The following is a 12,318-nucleotide window of genomic DNA, read 5'->3' as shown; positions in this document are numbered from 1 at the left end:
ATTCGCCGCTTATCTGAAGCAAAAAATGGAGGATTAGCTCAGCTGGGAGAGCACCTGCCTTACAAGCAGGGGGTCGGCGGTTCGATCCCGTCATCCTCCACCATTTTATGCCGGCCTAGCTCAATTGGTAGAGCAACTGACTTGTAATCAGTAGGTTGGGGGTTCAAGTCCTCTGGCCGGCACTTTTAAAAGTGGAGGGGTAGCGAAGTGGCTAAACGCGGCGGACTGTAAATCCGCTCCCTCCGGGTTCGGCGGTTCGAATCCGTCCCCCTCCACCATTTGTATTGTTGGGCTATCGCCAAGCGGTAAGGCAACGGATTTTGATTCCGTCATGCGTTGGTTCGAATCCAGCTAGCCCAGCCATATTTGATTATTATAGGGATTTACTCCCTTTTTTATTTGGGGCCTTAGCTCAGCTGGGAGAGCGCCTGCTTTGCACGCAGGAGGTCAGCGGTTCGATCCCGCTAGGCTCCACTTCATAAGATGATGGGAAGACTTTTTAAAGCTTTCTGTCATTTTTTTTATGGTTATCTTTAAAATCCACCCCAAATCCTCTCAAGTATCAAACTTTTAATATTGCCAGTTCAATCCTTCTGCGCTTATAAATAAAATAAGGAGACCTTAAGTAGAAGGCCCCCTCAAAAAAATCAGTTCATTCTATATATTCAATTTTTGCAAATAATGTTTTTTAAAAATTGTTTAGATGCTTTACTAAGATGTAGGAGTATGGACGATGCTCAAATACTTGTGTATCAAACGGTCAAGGTGCTGGCTACAGGAAATGATGTCTGGAGATTGCAAATGTGCATCGAAAGCCATTTTATTAAGCTTTTCTCTACACTCTTCAATATCTACTAATAGATTTTCAACCATATCGTTTGAACGCATTTTTCAGTCCCCCCTCAGATTATATAAATATATTTATACTCACTATTTTATAAATACCCAATATTCTTGATTTTTAAACATAAAAAGGAAACGAAATTTAAAAAAACATGTTAAAATAAAAAAAGTGAAACTTGTATCAATATGCTTCGTAAACATAGTAGAGAAAAATAGGGGATTTGCAATGGATAAACTAGTGAAGAGACTAATAAAGGAAGTGCGAAAAGGCGATGAGCAGGCGTTTGCTGAGCTTGTTGAGCTTTATAAAGACAAGGTGTACCAAGTAGCGTATCGAATGGTCGGTAACCCTTACGAGGCACAAGATGTTGCGCAAGAAGCATTTCTTCGCTCCTATATGAACATCGATCAATTTGATATTAATCGAAAGTTTTCGACTTGGATATTCCGTATTGCAACAAATGTAGCCATTGATAGGCTGCGTAAAAAGAAACCTGACTACTATCTACAAGAAGAAGTAAAAGGTTCAGATGGCTTGACCCTTGAATCTCAAATAGCTGCAGACGAAGAATTACCTGAGGATCAAGTGGTTAAATTAGAAATGCAGGAATGGATTCAAGATGAGATTAATCGTTTACCTCCTAAATATCGTACAGTAGTCATACTAAAATATATGGAGGATTTATCCTTAAAAGAAATATCAGAAATTCTCGATATGCCTGTTTCGACCGTTAAAACAAGAATTCATCGAGGGCGAGAGGCGCTAAGAAAACGGATGAAAAATGTGTAGAGAGGAGGAATGAAAGATGAAATGTGAACCTAAATATAATGAATTAATTGATAAGTACTTTGATGGAGAAGCAACAAGTCAAGAGAAGCTAGAGCTTTATAAGCATATTGAGGACTGTCAGGATTGTAGAGAGCATGTTAATGAGCTAAGGAAAGCCATTGCTTTTATTCAAAGTGCTTCACATATAGAAGCTCCAAGCGATTTTACAGACAAAGTGATGGCGAGGTTGCCTGAGAGGAAAATGTCATCCAAGTGGAGAGGTTGGCTGAGAAAGCATCCTATCGTTGCTGCAGCATCTGTCTTTTTCCTCCTTATGTCGGCTAGTGTTTTATCGATTTGGTTTGATAGTCAAGATGATCTGTATGTAAGTGGTCCAGGTAATGTGATTGTTGATAATGAAAATCGTACAGTGATAGTACCTGAAGGCGAAGTGATTAAAGGAGATTTAACCGTGAGAAATGCTACCTTCATCAATGAAGGAGAGGTTCTTGGAAATGTCCTATTAGTTAATAGTGAGCCTTACTATGCATCAGCAGGCAGAGTATCTGGGGAGATTAATGAAGTGAATCAAGCACTTGAATGGGTTTGGTATCATATGAAGCAGTTCTTTACAGAGGTTGTCTCCTTTACGAGTGAAGAACGTATAAAAGAATAAAGGTTAGTAAGTAGCGGCTGGGACAAAATCTATTTAAAAACCACTTTAGAGAAATTTGAAAAAATGTGTAATGGATGCATATCAATAATGAACTATGAACCCTCCTTTTTCCAAAAAAGGAGGTTTTTTTGAACGGATAGATTCCTTATGAAAGACGTAAGCTTGCGGACACAAGACACGGAGACTCCAGTGGGAAGTAGTGGCCATGCCGAAATCCACTTTAAAAAAAGGTTAGTTCGGCAGTACCCCACCGGACGCGAAGTGTTTTGGGTGAGCGAACAGGCGGGGACCTAAAATGTATAATCATTTATTCGTTTTTCCCGGCCTCTTTTTTAAAATTGTGAAGGATTGACTGTAAGGGTATTTGGCTGTTTGTCTATTGAGTTTGTGTTATAATGGGTAAGCTAAAGAGATAGAACTGAAATTTCTGAAGTTAGTGATTCATAAAAAGAAAATAGATGGAACATTAGAAATAGAAAAGGTTCTTATGAACGGTTTTGGAGGGTAGCCATGTTTCCATTTTTAGAAGATATCGTTTTATTTGAATATTTAGGACAAATTATTGACATCTTAGTTGTGACATATGTTGTATATAAATTAATCATGGTTATTCGAGGGACAAGAGCTGTTCAATTAGTAAAAGGGATAACCGTTATTTTAGCCGTATGGTTCATTAGTCGCTTTTTAGGGTTACGAACTTTGGAGTTTATCATGACACAAATGGTGACATATGGACTTCTGGCGATTATTATCATTTTCCAACCTGAGTTAAGAAGAGCGCTTGAGCAAATAGGAAGAGGTCGCTTTTTCCAAGGAAGAAATGTTCCTCAGGAAGAAGTGAACCAAAAATCCATTGATGCGATCGTCAAGGCATCTACATATATGGGAAAACGCCGAATAGGAGCACTGATGTCCATTGAAAGGGAAACAGGAATGAATGATTATGTTGAAACGGGAATTCAGATGGATGCGCTACTAACCTCTGAGCTTCTTATTAATATTTTTATTCCAAATACACCTTTACATGATGGTGCGGTTTTACTAAAAGAAAATAAAATATTAGCTGCTGGCTGTTATTTACCACTTTCAGAAAGTCAATTTATATCAAAGGAATTAGGTACGAGGCACCGAGCGGCATTAGGAATTAGTGAAGTGACTGATTCCATTACGGTAATTGTTTCTGAGGAAACAGGAGGGATATCCTTAACGAAAAATGGAGAATTGCATAGAGATATTGATGAAGAAAAACTAAGAGAGTTACTTACTCAAGAGCTTAACAAAGCAAAATCCACCCAAACCTCACGCTGGCAATGGGGAGGGAAGAAAAATGGATAGACTCTTTAACAGTCATTGGTTTGTGAAAATTATTGCCTTCTTCATAGCATTAATGCTATTTACCTTTGTTAACCTTGATAATATAAACAACCAACCAGGTGTTTTACCAAACATTTCAACGAAAACTTATATGCTTGATGAAGTACCTTTAAATGTATATTATGATGAGGAAAATTATTCGATAGTTGACCAAACCGAAACCGTTCAAGTAACATTGACAGGTAGTCAAGCAGCTATTACGGGCTTTCAAATAAGAATGGCTGAACATGAAGTGTTTATCGATGTAAGGGAACGAGAAGAAGGGAATCATACATTAAGAGTAGAACATAGAGGCTTTCCTAATGATGTTACAGTCCGAATTGTTCCTGAAAATGCCCGAGTCGTCTTACAAGAAAAACAAACGGTTTCACTACCCGTAACTGTAGAGGTTATGAATGAGGATGAGATCGAAGAAGGCTATTCAGTGGGAACACCGATTGTAACTCCAGTAAATATTGCTATTACAGCTTCACGAGACTCAATTGCAGAGATTGCCCAAGCAAAGGCTTATGTCGATGTTAGTGGAGCAGATGCATCAGTAGAGGATACAGTTCCGATTAAGCTTTATGATCGAAATGGAAATGAACTTTCTCTAGAAGTGGAGCCATCGATCGTAGAAGTAAGAGTGCCGATAACAAGCCCGAATAAGGTTGTTCCCATTAAAATCACGCGCGATGGGCAATTAGCAAATGGCTTAAGCTTAGATTCATTAGAAGTAGAGCCAAGGGAAGTAACGATTTATGGACCGAGTGAAGTCATTGCAGAAATCGATGTACTGGAAGGAATTATATTAGATTTATCAGCGATAGAAGATGGTGAAACAATAGAGCTAGAACTTCCTTTACCTGAAGGAGTCGAGCATGTTGAGCCTGAATCTATTCAGGTAACACCAACTATTTCTGAGGAAGTTGAACGTGAATTTGAAGATGTTTCTATTGAAGTGGTTGGGGCTGAAAGTGGTACAAGAGTTGCCTTGCCTAGTGAAGAAGAATGGTCACTTTCTATAATAGCAAAAGGGGCAGAACGTCGCTTAGAATCGTTATCCGTTGATGATATCCAAGTATTTATTGATGTTAGTCAACTAAGCGAAGGTGAGCAAGATGCGGAAATTCAAATTAATGGCCCTAATGATTTTATCTTTCAATTAAGTGAAAGCACAGTGCCAGTTATTATTACAGGTACAGATTGATTGATTTTGAAGGAGAGAAAATATAGTATGGGAAAATATTTTGGTACAGATGGAGTTAGAGGTGTCGCGAATACAGAGCTCACCCCAGAGCTTGCCTTTAAGTTAGGGAGAATGGGTGGCTACGTATTAACAAAGCAAACAGAGCATCCAAAAGTAGTCATTGGTAGAGATACAAGGATTTCTGGAGAGATGCTCGAAAGTGCTCTTGTAGCGGGTTTACTTTCAATAGGGGCAGAAGTGATGCGTCTAGGAGTCATTACAACTCCAGGAGTCGCTTATTTAACAAAAACGGTGAGTGCAGATGCAGGTGTGATGATTTCAGCCTCTCATAATCCAGTAGAGGACAATGGCATTAAATTTTTTGGTCCTGATGGCTTTAAGCTTTTAGATGAGCAGGAATTAGAAATTGAAAAATTATTAGAGCAAGAAGACGAGCTGCCACGTCCAACAGGTGGGGAGCTTGGGGTTGTGAATGATTATTTTGAAGGCGGTCAAAAGTATATTTCTTTCTTAAAGACAACCGTTCAAGGAGATTTCACTGGAATTCATGTAGCGCTTGATTGTGCCCATGGAGCGGCATCATCGATTGCCCCACATCTTTTTGCAGATTTGGAAGCTGATATTTCAACAATGGGTACTTCTCCTAATGGAATTAATATTAATCGTGATTGTGGCTCTACTCACCCTGAGAAATTAGCCGAATTTGTATTAGAAAAGGGAGCTCAAATTGGGTTAGCCTTTGATGGTGATGCGGATCGATTAATTGCTATAGATGAAAAAGGAAACATCGTTGATGGCGATCAAATCATGTATATTTGTGCAAAGTATATGATGGAGCAGGGCTGGCTTAAAAAGGGTACAATTGTTTCAACGGTGATGAGTAATTTAGGGTTTTATAAAGGTATGGAGAATTTAGGGATAGAGGCCAAACAAACCGCTGTCGGTGACCGTTATGTAATGGAAGAGATGAAAAACGGTGGCTATAACTTAGGTGGAGAACAATCAGGTCATATTATCTTTTTAGATTATATTACTACGGGAGATGGAATGCTTTCGGCTTTGCAGCTAGTTAATATTATGAAGCAAACGGATAAACCACTTTCTGAATTAGCCAGTGAGATGGAAACCTTCCCACAAAAGCTAGTGAACGTAAGAGTAACCGATAAACATGCTGTAACAGAAAATGAGAAAATCAAAGCGTCCATTTCGAAAGTCGAAGAGGATATGAATGGCGATGGAAGAGTTCTAGTTCGACCATCAGGAACTGAACCACTTGTTCGAGTTATGGTTGAAGCCAAAACTGACACACTTTGTGAACAATATGTAAGCGATATAGTTAAAGTTGTGCAAGAGGAAATGGGCTTACACGAATAAAAGTTAGAATATGCATAGGCGCACATATAAAGCGTTTATGCATATTTTAATTATGTGCAAGGAAAATGAACCATATTCTTACAAAATGTTTGATATTTTTCAATGGTTTAAAAATAGTCGAAAGTTGCCTTGCACAAGTATTGATAAGGCTTACAGTGTGGTATGTGTGTTAGCAAGTATTAATTGACGTAAGATAAGGTTTGCGCTATGATTAAAGACGATTCTATATGAAAGGTGGCAAGAGGTATAATTATTAGTTTATTTAAAAGCGCCAGGACTGCTGATGATCGGATTGAACAGCAGTTGACGAGGAGAGGGTTTATCGATTTTTTCGGCGGATGCCCTCCGGTTGCCGCATGACAGCCGTCAAGCTTCTGTAAAAAACAAAAGGGTGACTTTTTGGACAAAATCAGAGGCTACATGCCCATAAAAAATGAGAAGAGTGGGGGCGAGTGCCCTCCGGTTGCTTGCCCCCATATGGGAGGTAACCATTTATGTGTGGAATTGTTGGGTATATTGGAAATGAAGATGCGAAAGAAATCTTATTAAAAGGATTAGAAAAGCTTGAATACCGTGGCTATGACTCAGCCGGGATTGCTTTAGCTGCCGAAGAAGGCATCCAGGTATTTAAGGAAAAAGGACGAATTGCTGCTTTGCGTGAAGTAGTGGATGGAAATGCAATGAGTACCGTTGGAATCGGTCATACTCGTTGGGCTACCCATGGTGAGCCAAGTCGTCTTAATGCGCATCCTCATCAAAGTAAAACATCTCGTTTTACGCTTGTTCATAATGGAGTTATTGAAAATTATGAGCAGCTTCAACGTGAGTTTTTGATCGATACGAAGCCAGCAAGCGATACAGATACAGAAATCGTCGTTTTACTTATTGAGCATTTTGTAGCAGAAGGGAAATCAGTAGAAGAGGCTTTTAGCCATACCCTTTCCTTGTTAAAAGGCTCTTACGCAATTGCTCTTTTAGATGGCGAAAATGAAGATATCATCTATGTTGGAAAAAGCAAAAGCCCATTATTAATTGGTGTTGGTGATGGAGTGAATGTAATTGCTTCAGATGCAATGGCTATGCTTCAAGTGACAAAGAAGTTTTTAGAAATTATGGATGAAGAGTATGTGATTTTAACTCGAGAAAAAGCGGTCATTAAAACGCTAAATGGCGTCGTAATGATGAGAGAGCCTTTCACAGCAGAATATGATGCTAGTGATATCGAGAAGGGTACTTACCCTCATTACATGCTAAAAGAAATCGATGAGCAGCCGTTTGTTATTCGTAATATCATTCAACAATATCAAAATGAGGATGGTTCAATCCGTCTAGATGACAACATTCGAGAAGCCATGAAAACCTCTGACCGCATTTATGTAATAGCTGCAGGAACGAGCTATCATGCTGGGCTTGTTGGCCAACAATTAATAGAAAAAATAGCAAAACGACCAGTAGAAGTGCATATTGCAAGTGAATTTTTATATAATATGCCATTACTATCAGAAAACCCACTCTTTGTATTTATTTCTCAAAGTGGAGAAACAGCCGACCTTCGTGGTGTGCTAGTAGAAGTGAAAAAGCGTGGACATCAGGCATTAACGATTACGAATGTGCCGGGTTCTACTCTTTCCCGTGAAGCCGACTTCACTCTTCATACTTTTGCTGGACCTGAAATCGCTGTTGCTTCTACAAAAGCTTATACGGCACAAATGGCCGTTTTCACTTTATTAGCCGTTGACGCAGCTAATGCTCAAGGAATTGAATTAGACTTTGATCCACTTCAAGAGCTTGGTATTGTCGCTAACGCTATGGAAGTCTTAACGGATCAAAAGGAAAAGCTAGAAAAAGTAGCTCGTCATTACTTATCCGTTTCAAGAAATTGCTTCTTTATCGGTCGAGCAGCTGATTATTATGTGTGCTTAGAAGGAGCATTGAAATTAAAAGAAATCTCCTATATTCAAGCAGAAGGTTTTGCTGGTGGAGAGCTAAAGCACGGAACAATTGCCTTAATTGAGGACGGTACTCCAGTTATTGCACTCGCAACCCAAAAACACGTTAACCTGAGCATTCGAGGTAATGTAAAAGAAGTTGCAGCTCGTGGAGCAAGCCCGTGTATTATCAGTATGGAAGGTATGGAAGAAGAAACAGATGCTTTCGTATTACCAAGCGTACATGAATATTTAACTCCGCTAGTAAGTGTCGTTCCACTACAATTAATTGCTTACTACGCAGCCCTTCACCGCGGCTGTGATGTCGACAAACCACGTAACCTAGCAAAAAGCGTGACAGTTGAGTAATAGTAGGGAAAATATTATTTTTGAATTTAGATCTAAAAAAGCTTGGGATATCCCAAGCTTTTTTTGTTTAATATATCGTTCTTATTTTCATTAGATTACCCTATAATTGAAGGTTTTTTGATAATTCGAATCTTTTTTGTTGTGAGTATGAATAATGGTCATACTTTTTTTCTTTTCTTAATAATGATGAAGCTTATAAGACCAATTATTAAGTAGGTGAATGTAAAAGGAAGCCCCGTATATATGTCAACCGGGTAGGGTGTGACGAATTGACTAACGCCGTACGAAACGACCATAGCAAGAGGTATAAAAGAACTGAGTAAAAAGTTGAACCATTTTAATAAGTAAGGTGCGGTGGATTTAAATACATAAATAGCCATGAAGTAAGCAGAGCCACCTACCATCTGAATAATCACTCCACCTAAAATCGCATTAGCTGTTTGCTTATCATACCAACCTGCTATCGTAGTAAATAAACCAACCAATAATAAAAAGGTTGAACCAATTAGTAGAATTTTACCGATGTTTAAAGGCTCATCTTTTTGATTAGAAGCTTCTGTTCCTTTTAACAAATAATCAGTGGTTACATTAAAATATTCACTTAGTTTAATGATTCTTAATAAATCAGGTGTACTTTGATTACTTTCCCATTTAGAAACTGCCTGTCTGGAAACACCTACTTCCTCTGCCAGCTCTTCTTGAGATAGACCTTTTTCTTTCCTTAGCTGTCGAATACGCATTTCTATTGACATTTCATCACCACTCTTATTCGTTTAATAACCAAATAATAGCATTAAACGTGGTTGCATCTACTGATATATAAGTGTTTTATAGGCTACAAGCTGAATTATATAATCAAACTTTATTCCAAATCTACTGTAACAGCTTGAAAAGTATTTGGAAATTTGAAATAATTGTTAATGAGCTATAAATGTATGGTGGCAGTCCCACCTGCTAAAGCATAAATTACTATTCCATGAGGAGGATTACTGTGCGTCCAAGACCAGTATCTATTGAAAATCCAGAGCAAGCCAAGTTTGTTAGTCTTGTGCCAGATGGAGATATTGAAGAAATACTTAGTGAGCAACGAACTAAGACCATTACCCTCTTAAGCAGCGTATCAGAGGAGACAGCAAGTAAGGCGTACGCACCAGGGAAATGGACTTTAAAAGAAGTAATTGGGCATATGACCGACTCGGAACGCGTGATGTCGTATCGAATGCTTGCCATTGCACGAAATGAAAGTGAACAACTCCCAGCAATGGATCAAAATCAATACGTTGCTGCGGCAAACTTCAACAAATTATCCTGGGAACAGTTACTAGCTGGTTTAGACACAGTACGCTCCAACACGTTAAGCCTTATTTCAACCATTGATGATGCTGCGTGGGTTCGTCAAGGAACTGTAATGAACAGCCCAGTTTCGTTAGCTATCATTGCATATGGCATTGCCGGGCACGAGTTACACCATAGGAAAGTAATCACTGATAAATACTTATAAGTCTTTTTCTAACCATGTCAACGTGCAGGAGATCGTTGATAGACAAAAATGGTTTAACCTCGAAGAGTAATTGCACAATAAAGATGTACATTCATAGACATCTATAGAAAACGAAATCTCTCTATAGATGTCTCCTTTTATGTGCTTAGCCTTCAGCAAAAGGGCGCTTTAACTGTGTAACAGAAGAACATGTTCTGATTAATTTTTTCCAAAGCATTGTTTTTTCTTTTGTTAGTTTATTAAGATTAATTATACCAATGCTCTTTAATCATGGACTTAATATATTTTGATTAATCTTTAATTGTTACGACATTTCATTTTTTATTAATTGTCTAAGATACAAACTGGCATCTTCTAAATATTCTTCTGATGATTTACTGCTGTTTTGTTTCCAATCAATTGAAGCTCCATAAATCATCCAGCTTAACATGTTAGCTATCATTCTAAGCTTTTCTTTACTTTCACCTGGATATTTTTTTGATAGTGATTGAATGATAATCTGTTCAAGTTCCTTTTTTAATATGGATTCTATATTCACGGACATATCATTATAGCTTTTCTGACATCTGTCAGATAAGCTCATGTGAAATTTTGTAATCGATAAGAATAAACTATGTAGCATTTCCTCGTTGAACTCTTTATTATTTGATAGTTCCTGAAGTACATTCTCCATTAAATCTTCTTTAATCACTTTTTCGAGCAAATCATATTTATCGAGAAAGTGGTGATAAAAGGTCGCACGATTAATCATGGCACCTGTCGTAATGTCACTGATTTTAATACTAGTAAAATCCTTTTTTTCTAAAAGTTCTATAAAAGAAGTAATAATAAATTTCCTAGTGCGCACTGAACGTAGGTCTGTTTTCCCATCAATCATAAATAACCCTTCCATTCTAGAATGATTTTAGACATTTTACATAAACTGTGGCTTATACAACAGATTGAGCTTTTTGTTGCTAGGATTTTAAACGAACTCCATGTATAATCTGATTATACAACATGTGTTGCCTTATGCAACAGTTGTAACTTTGTTGCAGTATCTAAAACGGCAAAATCATTAATGATGATACGTAATATTTAAGGAGGGGTACAAATTGTCAAATAAATCAACACATAATAGAGACGTAAGAGAATTTTGGTATCCCAAATATAATAAAAATGGATACCCTCATCTTCAACAAGCGTTCATTTTAAATCCTGAGAGGAATAAGGAATTTTCCCCGTTTATTCTTATGGCTGAAGACTGGTTTAAGCGTGGAGTCTTCGCCGATCATCCTCACAGAGGTTTTCAAACTGTAACATATGTTGTTGATGGTAGGCTTGAACATATCGATAATGCAGGTGGTTATAGTATTTTGGATGCAGGCGATGTTCAATACATGAATGCAGGATGGGCAGCTAGGCACGCAGAAGAGGCATATGATGATGATTTGATTCACACTTTACAAGTATGGTTAAACCTGCCGAAAAGTTTGAAAAAAACAGAAACCAGTTATCAAAATATTCGTGTTGAGGATGCTCCTGTTGTGAACATCGCTGGAGGAAGTGTTCGTGTTTATTCTGGGGATATCGCTGGTGTAACTGGACCGATGAAAAGTTTAGTTCCAATAACGATGTCAGAAATCACTCTTCGTGAAGGAACGGAATATACTCATGTTTTACCTGAGAATCATAACGCATTTATATATATGTTGGCAGGAGAGATGGAGTTCGGAGAAAGCCATACAAAGATTGGCAAGACAGGAGCGGCTACCTTGTCCTTTATTGAAGAAGGTTCCGAGCTTAATCCAAGTGAATTGAAAATAAAGGCGTCTTCTCGCTCCAAAGTTTTAATCTATTCGGGTGTTCCTATTCGAGAAGAAATTGCTTTAGGTGGACCTTTTGTAATGAATACTCAGGAAGAAATTAAGGAGGCCTTTCGAGATCTTCAGCGAGGAGTTTATGGACCACCTGCAGTAAAAAATAATTAAGATAGAAGATAAAATATTTTGCCTTTTCAATAGGAGCTCTTCTGTCCGAAGTCTACTCATCAAACCTTATTTAGATACATTGATTATTGTGAATTAAGAGCACTATCATAAATAGAGCTTAAGTGGCTGTTGAGATCATTTTCTCAACAGCTCTTATTTATTATAGAAGATCATTAAAAACAGCTTGTTGATAAAGCGTTCTAAATCTGTTTTATTTTTTAGTTATTATAAATGCTAGTCTTAGAATGTACAGAAACGATTAAATAAGAATGTACACTTTTAGTCAGCGCATGCATACTGAGCTAGAGGTGAGAGACAGATGCAT

11 protein-coding genes and 5 tRNA genes are annotated in these 12,318 nt (G+C 37.9%); 13 read left to right on the top strand and 3 right to left on the bottom strand.

From position 1 onward, the window contains the following. Positions 1-27 precede the first annotated feature (27 nt). The 5 genes from AZF04_RS12330 (at position 28) to AZF04_RS12310 (ending at position 474) form a co-directional block, all read left to right on the top strand. Positions 28-103: transfer RNA gene (locus AZF04_RS12330), tRNA-Val, on the top strand. Positions 104-109: 6 nt separating this feature from the next. Continuing rightward, a tRNA-Thr gene (locus AZF04_RS12325) sits at positions 110-182 on the top strand. An 11-nt stretch (positions 183-193) separates the two neighbouring features. Continuing rightward, positions 194-278 (top strand) — tRNA-Tyr (locus AZF04_RS12320). A gap of 10 nt (positions 279-288) precedes the next feature. Beyond that, positions 289-363, top strand: a tRNA-Gln gene (locus AZF04_RS12315). A gap of 38 nt (positions 364-401) precedes the next feature. After that, positions 402-474 (top strand) — tRNA-Ala (locus AZF04_RS12310). A gap of 237 nt (positions 475-711) precedes the next feature. On the opposite strand, the gene AZF04_RS20720 is transcribed toward AZF04_RS12310, so the two are convergent. Continuing rightward, positions 712-888: an aspartyl-phosphate phosphatase Spo0E family protein gene (locus AZF04_RS20720; RefSeq protein ID WP_081766633.1), complete on the bottom strand. Its 177-nt coding sequence runs from the start codon at positions 886-888 to the stop codon at positions 712-714. 181 nt (positions 889-1,069) lie between these two features. Here AZF04_RS20720 and sigW point away from each other — a divergent pair, with 181 nt between their 5' ends. The 6 genes from sigW (at position 1,070) to glmS (ending at position 8,522) form a co-directional block, all read left to right on the top strand. Further along, positions 1,070-1,633, top strand: coding sequence for an RNA polymerase sigma factor SigW (sigW, locus tag AZF04_RS12305; protein ID WP_045483810.1), 564 nt, complete (start codon positions 1,070-1,072; stop codon positions 1,631-1,633). 16 nt (positions 1,634-1,649) lie between these two features. Beyond that, positions 1,650-2,288 (top strand): anti-sigma factor family protein, encoded by a 639-nt coding sequence (locus AZF04_RS12300; protein WP_061948983.1) that lies wholly within the window; start codon positions 1,650-1,652, stop codon positions 2,286-2,288. Positions 2,289-2,798: 510 nt separating this feature from the next. Continuing rightward, a complete protein-coding gene (gene cdaA, locus AZF04_RS12295; protein WP_045483802.1) occupies positions 2,799-3,623 on the top strand; it encodes a diadenylate cyclase CdaA in 825 nt (274 codons plus the stop codon). Further along, entirely contained in the window at positions 3,616-4,851 is a 1,236-nt protein-coding gene (locus tag AZF04_RS12290) for a CdaR family protein (protein WP_061948982.1), read from the top strand. Before cdaA ends, AZF04_RS12290 begins: the two co-directional genes overlap by 8 nt. A 27-nt stretch (positions 4,852-4,878) precedes the next feature. Next, on the top strand, positions 4,879-6,225 hold the full coding sequence (gene glmM / locus AZF04_RS12285; protein WP_061948981.1) for a phosphoglucosamine mutase: 1,347 nt from the start codon (positions 4,879-4,881) through the stop codon (positions 6,223-6,225). Positions 6,226-6,719: 494 nt separating this feature from the next. Then, positions 6,720-8,522, top strand: coding sequence for a glutamine--fructose-6-phosphate transaminase (isomerizing) (gene glmS, locus AZF04_RS12280; RefSeq protein ID WP_061948980.1), 1,803 nt, complete (start codon positions 6,720-6,722; stop codon positions 8,520-8,522). A gap of 158 nt (positions 8,523-8,680) precedes the next feature. Here glmS and AZF04_RS12275 read toward each other — a convergent pair whose 3' ends face one another. Further along, positions 8,681-9,274 carry a helix-turn-helix domain-containing protein gene (locus tag AZF04_RS12275; RefSeq protein WP_061948979.1) on the bottom strand — a complete coding sequence of 198 codons (594 nt, stop codon included), beginning with the start codon at positions 9,272-9,274 and terminating at the stop codon, positions 8,681-8,683. A 239-nt stretch (positions 9,275-9,513) separates the two neighbouring features. Between AZF04_RS12275 and AZF04_RS12270 the strand changes: the two genes are divergently transcribed. Then, complete coding sequence (locus tag AZF04_RS12270) at positions 9,514-10,023, top strand: DinB family protein (RefSeq protein ID WP_061948978.1); 510 nt, start codon at positions 9,514-9,516, stop codon at positions 10,021-10,023. 304 nt (positions 10,024-10,327) lie between these two features. Here AZF04_RS12270 and AZF04_RS12265 read toward each other — a convergent pair whose 3' ends face one another. Next, positions 10,328-10,900, bottom strand: coding sequence for a TetR/AcrR family transcriptional regulator (locus tag AZF04_RS12265; protein ID WP_064504134.1), 573 nt, complete (start codon positions 10,898-10,900; stop codon positions 10,328-10,330). A 217-nt stretch (positions 10,901-11,117) separates the two neighbouring features. Here AZF04_RS12265 and AZF04_RS12260 point away from each other — a divergent pair, with 217 nt between their 5' ends. Continuing rightward, positions 11,118-11,993, top strand: a complete 876-nt coding sequence (locus AZF04_RS12260) for a pirin family protein (protein ID WP_061948977.1) — start codon at positions 11,118-11,120, stop codon at positions 11,991-11,993. Positions 11,994-12,318: the final 325 nt, after the last annotated feature.

It is taken from the genome of Alkalihalobacillus trypoxylicola, assembly GCF_001590785.1.
Classification (GTDB): Bacteria; Bacillota; Bacilli; order Bacillales; family Bacillaceae_D; genus Alkalihalobacillus; species Alkalihalobacillus trypoxylicola.
This window is presented reverse-complemented; position numbering and strand designations above follow the sequence as displayed.